23 protein-coding genes and 1 pseudogene are annotated in these 20115 nt (G+C 38.6%); 17 read left to right on the plus strand and 7 right to left on the minus strand.

Translation table 11 applies throughout. The features are described 5' to 3' along the window. The first annotated feature begins 18 nt into the window (after positions 1-18). From ACI48O_RS11355 to ACI48O_RS11380, 6 genes are all read left to right on the plus strand, one after another. Positions 19-480, plus strand: coding sequence for a hypothetical protein (locus ACI48O_RS11355; RefSeq protein WP_435561920.1), 462 nt, complete (start codon positions 19-21; stop codon positions 478-480). Positions 481-772: 292 nt separating this feature from the next. Next, the gene (locus tag ACI48O_RS11360; RefSeq protein ID WP_435561921.1) at positions 773-1483 is read left to right on the plus strand and encodes a winged helix-turn-helix domain-containing protein; all 711 of its coding nucleotides are present in this window, start codon (positions 773-775) and stop codon (positions 1481-1483) included. Further along, the gene (locus ACI48O_RS11365; protein WP_435561922.1) at positions 1473-2882 is read left to right on the plus strand and encodes an ATP-binding protein; all 1410 of its coding nucleotides are present in this window, start codon (positions 1473-1475) and stop codon (positions 2880-2882) included. The genes ACI48O_RS11360 and ACI48O_RS11365 overlap by 11 nt, the downstream gene beginning before the upstream one ends. Positions 2883-3124: 242 nt before the next feature. Continuing rightward, positions 3125-4351: a S1C family serine protease gene (locus ACI48O_RS11370; protein ID WP_435561923.1), complete on the plus strand. Its 1227-nt coding sequence runs from the start codon at positions 3125-3127 to the stop codon at positions 4349-4351. 33 nt (positions 4352-4384) lie between these two features. Next, positions 4385-4930 carry a hypothetical protein gene (locus ACI48O_RS11375; RefSeq protein WP_435561924.1) on the plus strand — a complete coding sequence of 182 codons (546 nt, stop codon included), beginning with the start codon at positions 4385-4387 and terminating at the stop codon, positions 4928-4930. Position 4931: 1 nt separating this feature from the next. Further along, positions 4932-5603: a PspA/IM30 family protein gene (locus tag ACI48O_RS11380; protein WP_435561925.1), complete on the plus strand. Its 672-nt coding sequence runs from the start codon at positions 4932-4934 to the stop codon at positions 5601-5603. Positions 5604-5820: 217 nt separating this feature from the next. On the opposite strand, the gene selD is transcribed toward ACI48O_RS11380, so the two are convergent. Continuing rightward, positions 5821-6873, minus strand: coding sequence for a selenide, water dikinase SelD (selD, locus tag ACI48O_RS11385; protein ID WP_435561926.1), 1053 nt, complete (start codon positions 6871-6873; stop codon positions 5821-5823). Positions 6874-7092: 219 nt separating this feature from the next. Here selD and ACI48O_RS11390 point away from each other — a divergent pair. Next, positions 7093-7278 (plus strand): annotated as a pseudogene (locus tag ACI48O_RS11390) (Rdx family protein); the annotation flags it as partial. A 137-nt stretch (positions 7279-7415) separates the two neighbouring features. Then, positions 7416-8816: an L-seryl-tRNA(Sec) selenium transferase gene (gene selA, locus ACI48O_RS11395; protein ID WP_435561927.1), complete on the plus strand. Its 1401-nt coding sequence runs from the start codon at positions 7416-7418 to the stop codon at positions 8814-8816. A 385-nt stretch (positions 8817-9201) separates the two neighbouring features. Here the strand turns inward: selA and ACI48O_RS11400 are convergent, their stop codons facing one another. After that, positions 9202-9345, minus strand: a complete 144-nt coding sequence (locus ACI48O_RS11400; RefSeq protein ID WP_435561928.1) for a small acid-soluble spore protein P — start codon at positions 9343-9345, stop codon at positions 9202-9204. 107 nt (positions 9346-9452) lie between these two features. Between ACI48O_RS11400 and ACI48O_RS11405 the strand changes: the two genes are divergently transcribed. After that, positions 9453-9713, plus strand: a complete 261-nt coding sequence (locus ACI48O_RS11405) for a hypothetical protein (RefSeq protein WP_435561929.1) — start codon at positions 9453-9455, stop codon at positions 9711-9713. A gap of 64 nt (positions 9714-9777) precedes the next feature. Here ACI48O_RS11405 and sspO read toward each other — a convergent pair whose 3' ends face one another. Then, positions 9778-9927, minus strand: coding sequence for a small acid-soluble spore protein O (gene sspO / locus ACI48O_RS11410; RefSeq protein WP_435561930.1), 150 nt, complete (start codon positions 9925-9927; stop codon positions 9778-9780). 347 nt (positions 9928-10274) lie between these two features. Here sspO and acnA point away from each other — a divergent pair, with 347 nt between their 5' ends. From acnA to ACI48O_RS11445, 7 genes are all read left to right on the plus strand, one after another. Then, entirely contained in the window at positions 10275-12983 is a 2709-nt protein-coding gene (gene acnA, locus ACI48O_RS11415; RefSeq protein ID WP_435561998.1) for an aconitate hydratase AcnA, read from the plus strand. A 253-nt stretch (positions 12984-13236) separates the two neighbouring features. Then, positions 13237-13746, plus strand: a complete 510-nt coding sequence (locus ACI48O_RS11420) for a peroxiredoxin family protein (RefSeq protein ID WP_435561931.1) — start codon at positions 13237-13239, stop codon at positions 13744-13746. 190 nt (positions 13747-13936) lie between these two features. Next, on the plus strand, positions 13937-14068 hold the full coding sequence (locus ACI48O_RS11425; RefSeq protein ID WP_435561932.1) for an FbpB family small basic protein: 132 nt from the start codon (positions 13937-13939) through the stop codon (positions 14066-14068). A 67-nt stretch (positions 14069-14135) separates the two neighbouring features. Next, on the plus strand, positions 14136-14279 hold the full coding sequence (locus ACI48O_RS11430) for an acid-soluble spore protein N (RefSeq protein WP_435561933.1): 144 nt from the start codon (positions 14136-14138) through the stop codon (positions 14277-14279). Between the two features lie 175 nt (positions 14280-14454). Further along, positions 14455-14682: a small acid-soluble spore protein Tlp gene (tlp, locus tag ACI48O_RS11435; protein WP_435561934.1), complete on the plus strand. Its 228-nt coding sequence runs from the start codon at positions 14455-14457 to the stop codon at positions 14680-14682. A gap of 188 nt (positions 14683-14870) precedes the next feature. After that, entirely contained in the window at positions 14871-15293 is a 423-nt protein-coding gene (locus tag ACI48O_RS11440; RefSeq protein WP_435561935.1) for an acyl-CoA thioesterase, read from the plus strand. 24 nt (positions 15294-15317) lie between these two features. Further along, positions 15318-15608 carry a hypothetical protein gene (locus ACI48O_RS11445; protein WP_435561936.1) on the plus strand — a complete coding sequence of 97 codons (291 nt, stop codon included), beginning with the start codon at positions 15318-15320 and terminating at the stop codon, positions 15606-15608. 99 nt (positions 15609-15707) lie between these two features. On the opposite strand, the gene ACI48O_RS11450 is transcribed toward ACI48O_RS11445, so the two are convergent. Then, on the minus strand, positions 15708-15995 hold the full coding sequence (locus tag ACI48O_RS11450; protein WP_435561937.1) for a HesB/YadR/YfhF family protein: 288 nt from the start codon (positions 15993-15995) through the stop codon (positions 15708-15710). A 184-nt stretch (positions 15996-16179) separates the two neighbouring features. After that, the gene (locus ACI48O_RS11455; protein ID WP_435561938.1) at positions 16180-17331 is read right to left on the minus strand and encodes a CapA family protein; all 1152 of its coding nucleotides are present in this window, start codon (positions 17329-17331) and stop codon (positions 16180-16182) included. A 281-nt stretch (positions 17332-17612) separates the two neighbouring features. Between ACI48O_RS11455 and ACI48O_RS11460 the strand changes: the two genes are divergently transcribed. Continuing rightward, positions 17613-17774, plus strand: a complete 162-nt coding sequence (locus tag ACI48O_RS11460; protein ID WP_435561939.1) for a hypothetical protein — start codon at positions 17613-17615, stop codon at positions 17772-17774. 126 nt (positions 17775-17900) lie between these two features. Here the strand turns inward: ACI48O_RS11460 and ACI48O_RS11465 are convergent, their stop codons facing one another. Together ACI48O_RS11465 and ACI48O_RS11470 are read right to left on the minus strand one after the other, a co-directional pair. Continuing rightward, a complete protein-coding gene (locus ACI48O_RS11465) occupies positions 17901-18089 on the minus strand; it encodes a hypothetical protein (RefSeq protein ID WP_435561940.1) in 189 nt (62 codons plus the stop codon). An 82-nt stretch (positions 18090-18171) separates the two neighbouring features. Further along, positions 18172-19287 carry an ATP-binding protein gene (locus ACI48O_RS11470; protein WP_435561941.1) on the minus strand — a complete coding sequence of 372 codons (1116 nt, stop codon included), beginning with the start codon at positions 19285-19287 and terminating at the stop codon, positions 18172-18174. Positions 19288-20115 lie beyond the last annotated feature (828 nt).

The raw sequence follows: 20115 nt of genomic DNA on the forward strand, positions 1-20115 counted from the left end.
ACGTATGGGGGGACGCCAGTGAAAGAATTAAATCTTCATACAAAAAACCGAGTTCGCTTACTATATATAGTTCTAACGAGTGTTTTCATCATTTTTATAATAAGGGTCGGATATATGCAGTTGATTTATCAAAACAATATCGTGACCTTTGCGCAAATGGATCAAAACGTTAAGGAACTGAACGCGCCAATTATAGAAGAGGTGAAGGCTAGCTTTGATGTGAATTTAGACAACTATAATGAGGTATCGACAGAGGATATTATTAATAGCGGGAAAACGGATGTTGGCTCGTTATCTTTGTTGGATATTGTCTATACGAGCTGTCAAGATGGATGTTATGGGCGGCCGGCTGTCTACCTTCAAAAATCAAAAGGGTTTGTTTTTTATAAAAATAAGGATGGCGAGGACACACTGGCAGAAATTCAAAGAGAATATTCACGATGGGCGATTTCAAAAATCAACAAAGCTGGCAGTGAGTAAACAATAAAACATTTTGCCTTTCATCATGTTCCAAGGGATGCTTTTTGCATCTCTTTTTCTATTGCAATAAAATGTAAAAATATCGATTTTACCAAGATAAATGAACAAATTATTAACAAACTATTTCAGCCCGATTAAATATTTGGTATATATTGAAAAAACGGTTGAACCTGATTGGATTTCGTTTTAATTTGGATTAAAGAAGATATTTTTAGGAATTGTCGATCCAAGATGGCAAGACTGTCTTAATAACTTAACTAATTGGAATCAAGTAAAACAGGATGGTGCTTTTATGAAAATATTGATGATAGAGGATAACGAAAGTGTTTGTTCAATGGTAGAAATGTTTTTTATCAAGGAGGGCATTCAAGGCGAATTTGTACATGATGGCAAGGATGGGTTACAGCGCTATAAGGATGGAGAATGGGATTTATTGATTATTGATTGGATGCTGCCAAGTATGGATGGTGTGACAATTTGTCGGAGGATCCGTGAAGATAATAAATCGATCCCGATCATTATGTTAACGGCAAAGGATACAGAATCGGATCAAGTTCTTGGCCTTGAAATGGGCGCTGACGATTATGTTACAAAGCCGTTTAGTCCATTAGCCTTAATGGCGCGAATAAAGGCAGTCGCAAGACGTTCACTACAGTCTGGAAAAGAGGAAGAGACAAACGTATCCCATTACTTAGAAACTCAGTGTTTTAAAATTAGCAAAGAGACCCGTGAGGTATTTTTGAAAAATGAACCGATTTCGAATCTAACACCAAAGGAATTTGATTTACTTTACTATTTCATCGAACATCCGCGCCAGGTTTTTTCCCGGGAGCAGCTACTGGAACGAGTTTGGGGGTATCAGTTTTATGGAGATGAACGGACCGTTGATGTTCATATTAAACGTCTCCGCAGTAAAATTGGTACACCGAATCAGCCTTTTTTACACACGGTATGGGGTGTAGGCTATAAGTTTGATGAGTCGGTGGTGGAAGATGAAGCTTAAATATATTTACCAGCTCTTTATTAGCCATATTAGCATCCTGATTGTTGCATTCTTAATATTGAGCGTTGTTTTTACAAATTTAGTGGAAGACTTTGTCTATCGTTCCAAAGGAGAAGAGTTGACAAACTATGGCGAAAATATTTTGCATCAATTTGAACGAATTCAGATGGGACGAGAGCAAATTCTCAATCAATATAGCTCTGTCTTAAAAGCAAGAAACATTAATTTCATTCTTTTTGATGACCATGCGACTGTTGTTTATCCAGTTGTAGGCAAAATCCCAAGGATTGAACTCAAGGAAGATGAATGGGAGCAGATAACAAAAGGGAATAAGCTCGTTGTAAAACGTGATACTCGTTATGATCAAGACGTATCCCTTGTGGCGGTTCCTTATTTTGAGGGTGGGAGATTTCTCGGTGGTATTTTACTCATTTCTCCGGTAAGTGGTACACGTGATATGATCAGTGAAATTAATCAGTACCTCCTGTATACCGTTTTCATTGCCTTATCCGTAACACTCTTATTAAGTTGGATTTTGTCTAAGGTGCATGTACGGAGAATTCAAGGGATCCGCGATGCAACCGCAATGGTATCGACTGGAAATTATGATGTGAAGTTGCCTTCCTCAGAATTTGATGAAATTGGCGAGCTGGCCAATGATTTTAATAATATGGTGATGAAATTAAAAGGCTCAATGGATGAGATTGATAGCTTAGAAAATCGCAGACGACAGTTTATGGCCGATGTCTCACACGAAATGAGGACCCCTTTAACAACGATTAGCGGTGTGATTGAGGGGATGCGGAACAAAATGATTTCGGAAGAGGATAAAGAAAAAGGAATCAGCCTTGTTAGCAAAGAAACAAAGCGGTTGATTCGTTTAGTTAATGAAAATTTGGATTATGAGAAAATCCGCTCCAATCAAATAAAACTTTTCAAAGAAGATATTCAGCTCGAAGAATTACTTGAGATTATTAAAGAAACGTTACTTTTCCAGGCAGAAGAAAAACACAATCAAATTACCGTTGAGGTAGAGAAAGGTACCATCGTTCATGCTGATTATGATCGATTGATTCAAATTCTAATCAATATTACAAAAAACAGCATTCAATTTACATCAGAAGGGACGATTTGGCTACGAGGCAAAACAGAGGACGGTTATTCAATTATCGAAATTGAGGACACCGGTGTTGGGATCCCTGCCAATGAGATTGAATCGATATGGCGCCGCTTCTATAAAGCCGACTTATCTCGAACAAACAACCCTTACGGGGAATTTGGACTTGGTTTGTCCATTGTAAAACAGTTGGTTCAACTTCATGATGGGGAAATTACTGTATCAAGTGAAGAAAGTAAAGGAACGAAGTTTGTGATTCGAATCCCGTTAAAGAAATTATGATTATATAAGTAAGTGAAAAAATGGCATCCATTGCGGATGCCATTTTTTTGTTTACAGTCTACGTCGTTGTCTACTTTTTAATGCTTAATAATTGTAATGATTATTTCTTTAACTATTCATTTTCTTTTACAACTTTGTTAATAAGTTTGTCATATTTTCTGGATATGATGAATTCAGATGAAAATAGTTGGTGAACTTCAACTAAATATAGAATTTTTTGTCAAATAATGGAGGGAAGAACCGTGGAAAATTATCAAGCTCCTGAACAACAAGTCATTGTTCATAAACATTCTAAAGGGAAACAGTTTGTCTCAACGGTTACAGGCGGGATTATTGGCTCCGTCTTAACTTTTGCATTCGTATTAAGTCCATATTCAGACGAGATCTTGACGAAATTAAATCTAGACAAATTAAATCAGCAAATCGTTACGACCGTCGAAAAAGCAGATTCATCTAAAACCAACACGGAAACAACACCAGTTCATGCAAAGACGACAACAAGCACTCAGAATTCTTCGATCGCCGATATGGTGGAAACCGCTTCGAAGTCGATCGTTGGCGTCGTGAACTTGCAACAATCTTCGAGAGGTTTCTCATCTCAGTCCCAAACTGTTGAAAGCGGGACAGGCTCAGGGGTTATTTTTAAAAAAGATGGTGACAGTGCCTATATAGTTACAAACAATCATGTAATAGAAAATGCAAGTCAGGTTGAAATCACTCTCTCTGATGGTCAAAAGACAACCGCCAAAATTATCGGTGCAGATGCGTTAACCGATTTGGCTGTTCTTGAAATTGATGGGAAATATGCAAGTGACGTTCTAGACTTTGGGGATTCTTCAACACTTCGGGCAGGAGATCAGGTAGTAGCAATTGGGAATCCGCTTGGTCTTGATTTTGCTGGTACGGTTACGCAAGGGATTGTCAGCGGCACTGACCGCTCCATGACTGTCTCAACTTCAGATGGTCAGTGGGAGCTTACTGTAATTCAAACAGATGCAGCCATTAACCCTGGTAACAGTGGTGGTGCATTGTTAAATACGGACGGCCTTGTGATTGGAATTAACAGCTTGAAGATTTCTGAAAGCGGGGTAGAGGGATTAGGCTTTGCGATTCCAAGTAATGATGTTATCCCGATTGTCAATGAACTGATCCAAAAAGGTAAGATTACACGTCCATATTTAGGGGTTAGTCTCGCTGACCTAGAACAAATTCCAACGCAATATTTACAAAGTCTTCCTGAAAACGTGACGAAGGGAACGATGGTCACCAATGTAGATGCCAACTCACCCGCTGGTAAGGCAGGCGTTCAAGTGGAGGACGTCATTGTGTCCTTAAACGGAAGTAAAATTGAAAATGCTAGTGATCTTAGAAAAATTCTTTATTCGAATGTTGAAGTTGGAGACAAAGTGAAGTTAGAGATTTACAGAAACGGAGAATTAAAGACAATAAACATTACGTTGAGCGAGTAAAAATGGAATAACTATTGAAAGGAGGTGAAATGAATGAAAAAACGGATTATTTGGTTCGTAATCATCGCAGCGGCAGCGATGCTAATCTTCCATTTTGCAACAATGGCATTACTTAACTTCGGGATTGGACAAGCTGGACAATTTTCCCCACAGGGTCAGTCTTTTGGGTTGCATGGCATGCAAAAAGGCGGTTTTGGGCATTTCGGAGACTCATCACGACATATGATGGGCGGTCACCATAGTTTTACTGGAACTAGAGACTTTGGAGGTATGAGCAGCTTTGTTTTCCCTCTTCTATTTGAGCTTGGTCTTATCGGAGCAGGATTTGTAATTTGGAAGCTTTCAGCCAAAAACAAAGTATTAAAGTGGAGCGGAGCTGGTCTTGTTTTTATTGGGCTTTGGGCACTATTACCAAACTGGCTAGTATTATTAGCATTGATTGTCGGCGTCTATTATTGGTATAAAACTAGAAATGCGGAGGATCGTCCGATAGTAACGGGAGATTACCTCACCGTTCCAACTCAGAAACTTGATTTTCTCGATGAATGGGAACGGACCATTATGAAGGAGGAGAAATAAAGTGGGTATTTTTAAGAGATTAAAAGGGATTGCACTAGCCGATATAAATTCTGTCATTGATAAGATGGAAGATCCGATTAGTATGTTAAATCAATATTTAAGAGATCTGGAAGTTGAAATCGAAAAAGCAGAAAAGTCTCTCGCAAATCAGCTTTTTATTGAAAAGAAATATGAGTGCATTCTCACCGAAACAGAGGGAATTGTCTCAAAGCGGGCACGCCAAGCGCAGTTAGCCGTTGAAAAAAATGAAGATGAAATTGCCAAGCTTGCACTGCAGGATAAAATCACCAATGAGAAAAAATTAGCAACAACGAAAGAAGCATATGAAACAACGAAAAAGCAAACGACCACTTTGTATGGACAAGTAAAAAAATTAAAAGAAACATACGAAGAGCTACAGCGGAAAAAACTTATCCTTATTTCTAGAGCGAATGCGGCACAAGCTAGCAACCAGGTCAACCAAACGCTCGCATCTTTCTCTCCGGAAAATGCAGTAAGAGGATTTGCCCGAATGGAAGATCAAATTTTGAATCTAGAAGCAAAAGCTAGTGCTGCCCAATCGATTTACGAAATGAAGCGGCCACAGGAAGCAATCTACTTAGATAAAATCCTTCAAGAAGAAGTTCAATTAGAATTTGACAAGCTAAAACGGACACAGCCTGAAACCGTTTAAGGCGGAACTGTTCTAAAGCTGCATAGTCTGATTAGGATTTATAAGCGTTCAAGCCAATGTTAGGAAATGCATTCAATCTTTAGAAAATAAAACTCCCGACTCAATCAATTAACATAACTAAACCCCACTACCGCCTAACAGGCAGGAATGGGGTTTTCATTTTTTCGCACGAGATATGGATTAACCAATCGTTCTAACCGTATCGCTAATATGGAAATTAGCGTTTCACATAAATAAGCTTGTCTTTTTTCTCAGTCACTTTGCCAATAATTTCTGCAATTTGATGACCGCGTTGATGTAGATTGTCAATATACTGGTTTGCCTCTGTTTCATCTAAGGCAACAAGTAAACCGCCCGATGTAATAGCATCGCAAAGAACTATCTGCTCTTCCGGTGATATCGAGTCATATTCAACGTCGTTTATCAGCCATTTATGATTAGCTTTCGAACCTCCTGGTACAACCCCATCTTTGGCTAATTCAAAAGTACCTTCCAAAACGGGTACCCTAGAAAGCTTGATTTCTAAGCTTACATTGCTGCCGCGCGCCATTTCGCTTCCGTGACCTAACAATCCAAACCCAGTTACATCGGTTACAGCATATGGGTGAAGTCCGCTTAAGGCTTCGGCAGCTGTTTTGTTTAGAGCGGCCATTGTGTCGGTTACGACTTGTTCCTGTTCAGGTGACACCACGTTTCTTTTTATACCGGTGGTAAGGATTCCAACCCCAATTGGCTTTGTTAACACAAGAACATTTCCTGGCTTAGCACCGACATTTTTCCAAATTTTACTTGGGTGTACAATCCCGGTAACAGATAAACCGAACTTTGGCTCTTGGTCATCAATCGAGTGACCACCAACGGTTACAGCACCGCTTTCTTTCACTTTGTCAGCCGCCCCGCGCAGTATTTCAGCAAGAATATCAGGACCTAATTTCTTTACGGGATACCCAACGATATTTAGGACCGTTTTTGGTTCACCGCCCATCGCATAGACGTCGCTTAGCGCATTTGCAGCAGCAATTTGGCCAAACTTAAATGGATCATCTACGATAGGAGTAAAATAATCTAGCGTTTGGATTAAGGCAATCGAATCTGTTAATTGGTAAACTCCGGCATCATCAGAAGTTTCGTGCCCAACAAGCAATTCTGGAACCGGCTCTTGTTCAGGTAAGAGGCGCAACACTTGCGCCAAGTCCTCAGGACCAATTTTGCAGCCTCAGCCAGCTTTAGATGATAATGAAGTTAGGCGTATTTTTTCTTGTTCGTTCACCGTTTTCCACCTCCATTGATTAGTATACCTTTATTTGTCCATTCACGCACCAAATTGAAACAGGACATTTGCGATAGAATTCAGTTTGTACTAAAATGTCAATATTATCTTACTGTGAAACGGATATGAATCCGTTTATTAGAAGAAAGAAGGAGGATAACTACATTGAAAAAATATCAAATTGTGATTGAATTTTGCATGATGTGAAATTATGCACCGAAAGCCGCGAGTGTCGCGGAGGAATTATTTACACATTTCAGAGCCCAGATTGAAAAACTGGAGTTAATCCCATCTTCCGGTGGAGTATTTGAGGTTACGATTAATCAAGAAAAAGTTTATTCGAAAAAGGAAACTGGAAAGTTCCCACATTCAAAAGATTTAATCGAAATAATGGAAGCTTTATAAATAGACGATACAGACCGACTCATTAATGAGCGGTCTTTTATTATTATTTTTAAATAATATGAATCGCTATAACCACCTTTGTGTTGCAATAAATAATTGGTATAATAAAGGTTGACTGTTAATTTGGAGGGGTAATTTTGAAACATTTACTTCGATCATTGCCTCCTGTTCATGAGCTGCAAAAGGAAGCTAGGTTTACGAAAATATTAGCTGATAACAGCTTGGAGACAGGTTATTTAACAAATGTATTAAAAGAGAGGCTTGACCTGGTTAGAGAGGAAATACTAGCCGGAGCATGGAAGGGATCGGAGCCAGGAACTTCTATGTTTATGGATGAATTCTTCTCTCAAGTTGAAGCATTGGTGCAAAAACAAATCGGTTATACATTAAAAAGAGTGATTAATGCGACTGGGACGATTTTACATACGAACCTTGGCCGGGCCCGACTTAGTGACCGTGCCGCCCATCATGCCCTAGAAGCGGCTCAAAATTATTCAAACCTTGAATATAAGCTTGAAGAAGGAGAACGAGGTTCACGCCATAGCCATGTAGAGTCCCTAGTAAAAGATATTACTGGTGCAGAGGCAGCTATGGTGGTAAACAATAATGCTGCTGCTGTATATTTGGTGCTTCGAACGCTTGCTTTTGAAAAAGAAGTCATTGTTTCAAGAGGGCAGCTTGTTGAAATCGGCGGTTCCTTTCGGATTTCTTCTATTATGGAAGAGAGCGGTGCAAGTTTGAAAGAGGTGGGCACCACTAATAAAACTCATTTATATGATTACGAGAATGCAATAAGTCCTGAAACAGCAATGATTTTAAAGGTGCATACGAGTAATTTTAAAACGATCGGCTTTACAAAATCGGTTGAAACAGAGGAATTGGTTGAATTAACACAAAAACATGAGCAAATTATTTTCTACGAAGATCTTGGCAGCGGTGTTCTTTACGATTTCCAGAAACACGGCATCGGTGATGAACCAGTTGTTGGTGAGGTTATTAAAATGGGAGCAGATCTCGTTTCCTTTAGTGGTGACAAATTGCTCGGGGGCCCTCAGGCGGGAATCATCGCAGGGAAGAAAGTGTTGATTGATAAGTTAAAGAAACATCAGCTTGCTCGTGTATTGCGTGTTGACAAGATGACGTTAGCAGCACTTGAGGGAACGTTAATTGACTATTTAAAAGGCGGACCTGAATTGAAAAATATTCCGACGTTGCGGGACCTCCTTTATTCTTCTGAAGAAATAAAAGAACGAGCTGACAACTTTGTGAGGCGAGTGCCGGACCATTATGAGGTAAAGATTGTTGAAGGGACAAGCCAGGTTGGCGGAGGGACGATGCCTGATGTCACACTTCCGACTTTTGTGGTTTCCTTAAAACATAACGAACTGACTGCAGAACAAGCTGCAAGAAAACTTAGAATCGACTTTTCGCCATCGATCATAGTTCGAATTCAAAATGAAGAAATTCAGCTTGATTTAAGAACGGTTACAGAGGAAGAAGAGGAACAAATCCTAAATGCTTTAAAAAATTTACATTAGAATATTTTTAAAGAGGCAAAAATCGATTTCGATTTTGCCTCTTTTTTATTTGGCTGTGTTTAATTTGCTGTTGATTTACGCTGCAGGCGCTCGCTTTCCGCGGGGGAGTCCGTGAGCCTGTCTAGCTGCAGTGGCTAGGGGCTCGGGGTCATAAGCCAATCCGTCAAGAAGGTCAAAGACCGACCTTCATGCCGGCTCGTCTTATGCCTGTCGCCCCTGGGCAAGCCGCTTCCGCTTTTCCTTTTCCTCGGCGTCATAGCGCCTGCGGGGTCTCACGTGACACCTTCTCCCGCAGGAGTCTCGCACCTTCCGCTCCAATCAACAGAATGCACAAAAATCAACATTCCTCTTTAAACAGCCTATTATTTATCGATAAAGGGTTATTTTACATATCATGGTGGGAGTTGTGCTTTTGTCTTGTATGGTTCCGATTCTTTACTTTGTGAGAACCGCTAAGGGGGGCGGGTTGACCACTGTTGCCGCCTTTTGGAGCGTTTCTCCGCATATCTTTCCCATTATTTTTATTCATTTTGCATCCCTCCTAAACTTAGCTTGGATTTTTAACGGATTATTATACTGAATATTTTTCAGCAAACTGCACAATTTAACGGTATCTTGTATTAGGAGTGAAAATTCATGCCATATCATAAAAATAAACAACAGGCGTTTCAAGCTGCTCAGCAAAGTACTGAGGAAGCGCGAGGGCTATATAATGTAATCGTTGAGGATAGTTCAAGTTACGGTCACCAATTAAAGCATTTATGGGAAGAAGTAAATGAAGCGTACCAACAAATTGAAAATGCTCTAGAAGTGGCATCCGATCATCAGAGAGACCAACTCGAAAAGTTCCGATCTGACCTGGAAACCATCATTCATGAGGCAAATTTATCAGAGTAAACTCCGTCTAATAAGGCTGACTCAATTTCGGGAATTTTGCCGATGAGTCAGCCTTATTTTTATATTAGTGATTTTTCTTCCGTTTTTTGTTATTTTGTCGTTGTCTTTCTGTTAATGGTTCATTCGATAATTCCTCATTATATCCTGCACCAACTCCTTGAGACTTGGCCGCATTCATCCCAGGAATCACATGATTTGCTTTTCTTTTTGACAATATTTTCACCTCCTTGTTTATCTTTTCCTTATCATAAAAAGTCATTCAGTAGGAATTTTATTTTAGTGAAATAATACTTTGGTGGGGTAAATAATAAACGGAAGAAAATCGAGGGGCATTGTTTCTATGTTTCTTATCTAAACACATTAAAAATCATTAATACAATAAGATAAACTTATAAAAGTCAATAACTTTCTTGTTATTTACTTATAACGGATGTTGTATTAAAATTGGAATTGCAAGAAAAGTTAGGATGGGCGAGAAAATTCAAACTTTTCGACAATTTACCTTGTTTTGGTATAATTGAGTACGAATAGGGGGTAATACATATGGCAAAAAATGATGTTTTGTCAAAAAATGATGTTTTCCAATCACGTGCATCGTTTGAACTGAACGGAAAAACGTACAACTATTATCGTTTAAGCGCTTTAGAGGAAGCGGGTCTTGGTAATATTTCTAGACTACCTTATTCCATTAAAGTATTGCTTGAATCAGTGCTTCGTCAATATGACGGCCGTGTTATCACAAAAGAGCATGTTGAAAACCTTGCTAAATGGGGAACAAGTGAAGTAAAGGAAATCGACGTTCCTTTCAAACCTTCACGTGTTATCTTGCAAGATTTCACTGGTGTACCAGCTGTAGTTGACCTTGCTTCTTTACGTAAGGCAATGGCTGATATGGGTGGAGATCCAGACAAAATCAACCCTGAAAAAACGGTTGACCTTGTCATCGACCACTCTGTACAAGTTGATAACTATGGTACGGCTTCTGCTTTAGAAGCAAATATGGAATTGGAATTTGAACGTAATGCTGAGCGTTATCAATTCCTTAGCTGGGCACAAAAAGCATTCAACAACTATCGTGCTGTTCCACCAGCAACTGGTATCGTTCACCAAGTTAACCTTGAGTATCTTGCTGACGTTGTCCACGTTGCAACTACTGAAGATGGAGACCTTGAAGCATATCCTGATACATTAGTAGGTACTGACTCTCATACAACCATGATCAACGGTATCGGTGTTCTTGGATGGGGTGTTGGTGGTATCGAAGCGGAAGCAGGAATGCTTGGACAGCCTTCATACTTCCCAGTTCCAGAAGTAATCGGGGTTAAGCTTGTTGGTGAGCTTCCAAACGGTGCTACAGCTACAGACCTTGCTTTAAAAGTAACTCAAGTACTTCGCGGTGCTGGTGTAGTTGGTAAATTCGTTGAGTTCTTCGGACCTGGCGTATCTGCCCTACCATTAGCTGACCGTGCTACTGTTGCGAACATGGCTCCAGAATATGGTGCTACTTGTGGATTCTTCCCAATCGATGGTGAATCTTTAGAGTATCTACGTTTAACTGGTCGTGATGAAGAAGCAATTAAAGTAGTAGAAAAATATTGTCAAGAAAACGGCTTATTCTTAAATCCTAGCGATGAACCTGTTTATACTAAGGTTATCGAAATTGATCTTTCTGCGATTGAGGCAAATCTTTCTGGTCCTAAGCGTCCACAAGATTTAATTCCTCTTTCAAAAATGAAAGAAACTTTCGTAGCTCAAGTAAGCGCTCCACAAGGAAACCAAGGCTTTGGTTTAACTGAAGCTGAACTTGACAGAGAAATCACTGTTAAGTTTAATAGTGGTGACGAAACAGTTATGAAATCTGGTGCTATTGCAATCGCTGCAATCACTAGCTGTACAAATACTTCTAATCCATACGTTCTTGTTGGCGCTGGTTTAGTTGCTAAGAAAGCAGTGGAACTAGGACTTCAAGTTCCTAAATTCGTAAAAACTTCCTTGGCTCCTGGATCTAAGGTTGTAACTGGATATCTTCGCGATTCTGGCTTACTTCCATACCTAGAGCAATTAGGCTTTAACACTGTTGGATACGGCTGTACTACCTGTATCGGTAACTCCGGTCCATTAAAAGATGAAATCGAAAAAGCTGTTGCTGATAGCGATCTTTTAGTTACTTCTGTACTTTCAGGTAACCGTAACTTTGAAGGACGTATCCACCCGCTTGTAAAAGGTAACTACCTTGCATCACCACCACTTGTAGTGGCGTATGCTCTTGCAGGTAACGTAAACATTGACCTTCAAAAGGATCCAATTGGAAAAGGCAAAGATGGTCAAGATGTATTCTTTAATGACATTTGGCCAACTACTGCTGAAGTTAATGAAGTGGTTAAGCAAACTGTTACACCTGAATTGTTCCGCAGAGAATACGAAAACGTATTTGGCGATAATGCTCGCTGGAACGAAATTAAAACTAGCAATGAGCCTTTATACACTTGGGATGAGGATTCAACTTATATTGCGAACCCTCCATTCTTCGAAGGCTTAAAAGCTGATCCAGATGAAGTGAAGCCATTAACTGGTTTACGTGTAGTTGGTAAATTTGGTGACTCAGTAACTACTGACCACATTTCACCAGCTGGTTCTATTGGTAAAGATACTCCTGCAGGTAAATACTTGCTTGAAAAAGGCGTTTCTCCACGTGACTTCAACTCTTACGGTTCTCGCCGTGGTAACCACGAAGTTATGATGAGAGGTACATTCGCAAACATCCGTATCCGTAACCAAGTTGCTCCTGGCACTGAAGGTGGATTCACTACTTACTGGCCAACTGGCGAAGTAATGTCAATCTTTGATGCTTGTATGAAATACAAAGCTGATGGCACAGGTCTTGCCATCCTAGCTGGTAAAGATTACGGTATGGGATCTTCACGTGACTGGGCTGCTAAAGGTACAAACCTTTTAGGAATTAAAACAGTTATCGCTGAAAGCTTTGAGCGTATCCACCGTTCTAACCTAGTGTTAATGGGTGTTCTTCCACTTCAATTCAAAGAAGGCGAAAGCGCTGAAACACTTGGCTTGACTGGTAAAGAAACAATCGAAGTTCAAGTTGATGAAAACGTAAGACCACGTGATTTTGTAAAAGTTACAGCTACTGATGAAGCTGGTAACAAGAAAGAATTCGAAGTTCTTGTTCGCTTTGATTCAGAAGTTGAAATTGACTACTACCGCCATGGTGGTATCCTTCAAATGGTATTACGCGAAAAGATTAAAGGATAATTTATTCTTTACAGGCGTCCGGTCAAATTTGATCGGACGCCTTTTATTATTATTAATGTGACTAAGTCACGGTTCTTATTAGATTCAGGGAATTGTAACATATTTATTATGTTTATCTCTTTATTTTTCAGCAATAATTAGGTTAAAATACTTTTAATAAGAAACACGGAAGTGCTTACCAAGTGCTTATGACCGTGGTCCAAAAAAGCTAAAAGTGGACAAGAATTTCGGTGAAAATTAAAGGAGGCGCAGCATGGTTAAAAAAGTAATTGCTGCAGTAGTATTAGTAGCCTTGTTTGCCGTTGCCATGGTGCATGCAATGGATAAAGAGGATACGAAAGCAACTAGCCAAAAGTCCGGATTAGAAGTGGGAAATACTCCACCAGATTTTGAGTTAAAAACATTGACGGGTGAAACGGCAAAATTATCGGATTATAAAGGAAAAAAAGTGATGCTGAATTTCTGGGCAACATGGTGTCCTCCGTGTAAAGCCGAAATGCCTGAAATGCAGAAATTTTATGAAGCTAATAAGGATAACGTAGAAATATTGGCTGTCAATATGGATACGAATAACGATGTTGCAGGGTTTGTTCAAAATACTGGTCTTACGTTTCCGATATTATTGGATGAGACAAATGAAGTGAATAAAAATTATCAGATCGTTTCTATTCCAACTACTTTCTTTATTGATGAGAACGGGGTCATAACATATCGATTTACCGGTCAAATGAAATTAGAAGATATGGAAAAGTATACGAAATAACAAAAAATGGCTAACCAACTTATGATGCTGGTTAGCCTTTTTTGTTTTTAAATCTCTATATTACACTATGTTAAAATAATTAAGGTTTTTACTATTAAAAAAACTTAAAGAAATTTTCAAAAAGTTGTAATAATTGTAACCGATTACGGGCAGAATAACTGTTACAATAAGGACAAGGAAGGTGATTACAATGAGAAAACCACGGAAACGTTCCTTTGCAGAACTTGTATTAGAAAATAAACGTCAGCTGTTGAGTGATCGTGCTGCAATGGAGAAAATAGAAACTCGTATCGAGGAAAAAAGATTGGAAAAAGCTGAATAATATTGGATGCATTTCCTTACTTATATTCCTTCCTACTGGGTAAGCTAACATTTGAGGAGGGATTCAAATGGGAAAGCAGAAAAGAAGAAGTCAAGCCTTTGTTCCTGAAACCCTAGGTACGCAACCCCGTGGTTTTGGAGGCAATAAAGGGAAGAAAATGCAGGATACATCCGGACAACATGCCCAAGTCATCCAAACAAAAGGGGAGTAAATATATATTCTCAAGTTAGCTAACCCGCCGCGATGGTGGGTTTTTTTGTTTGTCTGCCGATTAGCCAAAGCCGATGGTACGTATAATGCATAAAATCTCCAGAGTTTTCCTTTATATTTTTCCTGTTTCGTTACAAACTAATTCTGTAACAAAGCAAATTTAAGGAGGACTAAGGATGGCAAACAATAGACCGAAACCCGATGATCGTAGCGATAATGTAGAAAAGCTTCAAGAAATGATCGTTCATACGATTGAAAACATGGAAGAAGCTGAAGCGGCAATGGAATTTGCAAGTGGTGAAGAAAGAGAGCAAATTGCTGCTAAGAATGACCGGCGCAGAGAGGCGATTGATGCAATGCGTTTAGAAGTAAAAGATGAGGCGCGTGCACAAAAAGACCGTTAACATGTATTGATATTTTCATTTTTGATGACCTGTCTGTAATGGATAGGTCTTTTTATTGTACCTTCGATTAACAAAAATTCAAGTTATATGTTAATAAATGAGCAGGTTGCTTTTAATCTAAGCTTGTTATGATAAGATAATTATTATGAAAACGAAGCAAAGAAGTATTAGAAAAAGGGGAGTAAACCATGCTTGTTTCAACGAAGGAAATTGAGGTAAGGTACGCAGAAACCGATCAAATGGGAGTCGTTTATCATGCGAACTATTTAGTTTGGATGGAACTAGGCCGGACAAAATTAATTCAAGACCTAGGATATAATTATGCAGAGATGGAAAAAGACGGTATTATTTCTCCCGTAATTGATATTGAAGCCTCCTATAAAAAACCTCTTCGCTACGGCGAATCTGCAACGATAAAAACATGGATAGAAGAATATGATGGTTTCCGAGTAACCTATGGCTACGAAATTTACACCGGTGGCGGTGATTTAGCTGTTACAGGGAAATCTAAACATGTATGTGTTAAACAAGAGACTTTCCGTCCAATTTCAATTAAACGTACTTATCCAGATTGGCATCAGGCCTATGAAAATGCCAAAAAAACAGAATAAACTTGCTTAGGTAGAGGTGACGATATGGCATTCGGAATTAAGCGGTCAGAATTAGTGGAGTGGAAAAGAAGGGTATCTGAAGGTCAGATTGCCTTTATTACTCATTTTTGGATTGACGATCGATTTCCGCATTGTAAAACTGTTACAAAAGTTGGCTGCAGTGATATAAATAAATTGATTGAATGGGGGAACCAATACGGCTTAAAACCGGAGTGGATTGATGGAAGGGACAAAAGCTATCCTCATTTTGATTTACTGGGTGACAAGCAAAAAACGATTCTTCAAAAAGAGGGCCTCGACCATTTAATTTGGTAGCAAAAGAGAAATCAAAACAAGCAGGCAATTAATCGCCTGCTTGTTTTTTTTAAAGAGAAATTGTTATTACCGACTAGTATCGGGTCTACTTCTTTATTATTATGAAATCCGGAATTCAGGCTCCGCATATTTTGCATTAAAATCAATATAAAGATCTTTATCGTCAAAATACCAAATATCTTTGTCTTCGATAAAAAAAGTAACACCATCGATTACTTGTTGTGCTCCGATATCCTCAGGTTTTTCTGTAGAAAGACCGAGGGAAAAACCTTGTTGAACTGTACTTACGCCTCCATAGCGGGCAAAAAAGCGAACGAAATCTCCCTCTTTTAAATACAATTCATCTTTATACCAATCTGCTGCTTCGTTACTAATGTGGATTTTCATGCTGAAAACTCCTCCCTTCGGTATGCCTTAATTATAAAAAAGGTAGGAAGGACTGTCGATGGTTCTAAGCTGCTTCCTAGCTATTTTCATGAATCCGTAATACTTTTGCCACGAAACTTATATAAAAAAATGGTTGAAATTCTTCCTCGAGTGATAAAGGTAACATATACAAAAAAGCTCCACTTTATTCGTGGAGCCATTGTGTCATATGATTCATAATTTCATCATTTTTTGCACTTGCATTCGGTAACCCGTAGTCTTCTGCCTCTTTAAGAGGAACAACTCGGTAATTTTTTAGTTTTTGGTTAGAAACGTATGTTGGCATAAATGTAGGATTGGAAAGCTCGATGGTAACACCAGATTGAAGAATCGATTTTTTAATATCGATTGTGACAAGACCACCAATATCCTTATAATCATACATTTGTCCTGACAGGAAATTACCAAGAGAGTATATAACAAATGCTTTTTGACCACTTTCGTCTGTAAGCCACTCCATTGGTTGTAAAACATGGGGATGATGGCCAATGATAATATCTGCACCTTCGTTTACAAGATATTGTGCCAGTTCCTTTTGGAGTGGCGAAGGAGTACGTTGATATTCGTTTCCCCAATGCATGCTCATAATAACTAGATCAGCCGCTTGTTTAGCCCGGTTTATTTCTTCTTTCATTTTTTCCTTATCAATTAAATTTACTAAGTAGTTCTTTCCTTCAGGAATCGGAATCCCATTTGTACCGTATGTATAAGACAAAATGGCGATCTTAATTCCATTTACATTCATAATACGCAATGTTTGTTGGTCCTTTTCATCCTTAAAAGCACCGACATAAGGAAGTCCAACCCGGTTGAAATAGTCGATTTCAGCTAAAATACCACGTTCTCCTTTATCAAGGCTATGATTGTTAGCGGTTGAAACGAAATCAACCCCAGCATCGATAAAGGCATCGCCAACCTCCTGTGGGCTGTTAAAGGTCGGATAACTGGATAGACCCATTTGGACTCCGCCGAGGATAGTTTCTTGATTGGCAATGAGAAAATCTGGCTTTTGCATAGCCCCCTTTATATTGGAAAGCATAGGTTTAAAGTCGTACGTTGACTCGGTTTTCGCATCTTCATAAACCCAATCATGGATTAAAATATCACCAATCGCGCCAATGGTTGCAGTCTGTTGCATTTCTTTTGCGGAAGCGGTAGTGTTGCGGGCTGAATGAAGGGCTACTTCAACCTGTTCTTTATTCTTGTTAGCTAATTCTTTTCCTTGAAGAAAAAAGTATGTAATGAAAACAATGATGGCTATAGCTAAACTAATAAATATTTTTACTGTGTTTTTCATGAAAATCTCCTTAATAAAAGTATATGATTTGAGCAAATTAATAAACAAATAATCCTAACCTTACTATAATACATTTAGTAAGGTTTTGGTGACATGACTTTACAGCTACAAATTAAGTGAACGAAAGTCTCTAAGAAAGCGAGGGAGTAGGGTTGATCAAAGTAACAGGAAGTGCGTATGAATTAATAGAAAAAGCGATTGAAAAAGAAAAAAAGACAGCTGATGAGCAATTATATGTAAGGTTAAGTATGGGTATCGGTTGAGGCGGACCTGAGTTAAAGTTGTCTCTGGAAGAGCAGCCGATTACAAATGATGAAATTCATACCTTTGAAAATATTCAATTTTTAATTCAACCTCGTGATGTTGTTTATTTTAATCAAACGAAACTAGATTATGTAAAAGATGTACTAGGTAATGGCAGATTTCAATTATTAAGAGTTTAACCTGTGACCGATAAAAAACTACAAAAAAAAGAGTATAACTCCACTAGTTAACGAAAATAGGTGCTACAGCCTATTTTCGTTCATACTTAGTGAGTCAGACCCTTTAAATATGAAAAATCGTTTCATTTATTCAATCGTCTCAAAAAAATCAATAAGCTCATCAAAGTTTTTAATTACTTTTTTCGGCGCACCATCGCATGACAGGGTCGGCGAGTAATCAAATAGTTCTAAAAGGAATTCATCTACTGGACCATTTGAACTGGACGCCGTAATAGAAAAGATGAAATCTTCTTCAGTCACGTTTGAACTTTTCATAATAACACCTTCCTCAATGGATTAGTTCTATTTTATCCTGTTTTTGGAAGGAATTATTTATATTTTTTGACAAATTAATGAATCATATTTTGTTTTGAAAGATGGGGAGCTCTATCTGAAAAGCGGTTCCTTGATAGGGTGTACTAGACACTTGGATCGTACCACCATGGTCTTCGATGATTTTTTTACAAACGGTTAAACCGATTCCAGTACCCGCTTCTTTTGTAGAAAAAAAAGGCATAAAGAGCTTATCGATAGTCTTTTGTTCCATACCCACCCCGTTGTCCTCGATAAATATGACCGCAAACCCGTTATTCATTTCCGTTGTAATGCGAATTTGCCCTTTTTCTGCATAGGGATTGTCTTCAATCGCTTCAATTGCATTCTTAACTATATTGACTAGGACCTGTTTTACTTGTTTTATGTCAATGTATAAACTCAGATTGTCATGAACTAATCGGGTTTCAAAATCTATTCCCCGCAAAATGGCTTCACTTTCATACAACATCATGATGTCATGTACTAATTTATTGATGTTCGTAAATTGTTTTTTGTTTTGTTGTGGTTTTGCAGCATTTAAAAATTCGTAAATGATGTCATTGGCCCGGTTAATTTCATCTAATGCAATGATTGCATATTCTTCTTTGCCGATTACAGCTAAATGGGGTTGAATGAGTTGAATAAACCCTTTTACTGTCGTTAATGGGTTCCGAATTTCATGGGCAATCCCAGCGGCAAGCTGTCCGATTGTTGCCAAATGATCTGAGAGAATCGCCGCTTCTTTAATCTCAGACACCTGTTGGTCAAAACTATATTTATTCGCTTCAAGTTCTATATTAAGATTAGATATTTTCTGCTCTACAGAGTCTAATATGTCGTGAATTTCCGGAGAAGCTGCTTCTTTTGGTATACAAAACAAATGTATATTCCCTTCATTGGAAGATAATTTATAAACTTGATAGAACTCTATTACATCTCCCATAGCTGCCAATTTTATGTCCAAAAAGGCTGTTTCATCGATATTACGAATAAAAGTAAGGAATGTGGTCCATTGTGAAGAATGGACTATGTCAATAAACGAAGCAGTAGGTGGAAATTTAACATTTGCAGATTTTGATGAGAACACAATCCGATATTCATCATCAATGATAAAGTAAGGAAAAGGTATTTGTTCAAAAAAAGAATTTTCCATATGCATAACCAACCATCCTTATATTTACCGGTTTTGAGTATACCAGTTCGATTTGTTTTTCTTTTAATCTACAAAATATATATGATGAAATGAACGAAAATATGTCGATTGTTGAAAAAATAAAACGTCGTTTAACTGTGACTATTATCACATTTACAACTATCATCATACCAAAAAAACCCATTTCAAAACAAGAATTTACAGAAAATTTGTCATTTTTTATCTCATTTTTAACACATTCGATGAAGGCAACAAAAAAAGAACCCTAAGGCTCTTCAGACTGTCAAAAAACGTTCGATAGGCTTTTTAACAAGTCTGTTGATTTGCGCTCCAGGTGCTTTGCTTTCCGCGGGGCGGGCGCTGAGCCTCCTCGACGCTAACGCTCCTGCGGGGTCTCACCTGTCCCGCTGCTCCCGCAGGAGTCTTCGCACCTTCCGCTCCAATCAACAGGTGTTATCAATAAAGACCTTCATCTTAACTATAAATAATTAAATATGAGAAGAAATCGATGTTTAAACAATAAAGTCTAGCCAAGTAAATATGGATCTGTTTCTATTGATGAATTAGTTCCAGACAACCACTCTTTTCGTTTAAATGACAAATATAGATTTTTCATTTTTTCTAAAAAATATGTGTTGTAATACTTTAGGTTGATTCCCTCCCTGTTGATTGGAGCGGAGGGCACTCGACTCCTGCGGGAAATAGAGGTCACTGGAGACCCCACAGGCGCCAAAGCGCCGAGGAGGCTCCAGGAGCTCCCCTAAGGTGCGCGAGTGCCCGCAGCGGAAATCAACAGGTCCATTTACAGAGAAGTCGATAAGTATGGTTTTTACA

Origin of the sequence: Neobacillus terrisolis, assembly GCF_051233475.1 — a bacterium.
Taxonomy (GTDB): domain Bacteria; phylum Bacillota; class Bacilli; order Bacillales; family Cytobacillaceae; genus Bacillus_BU.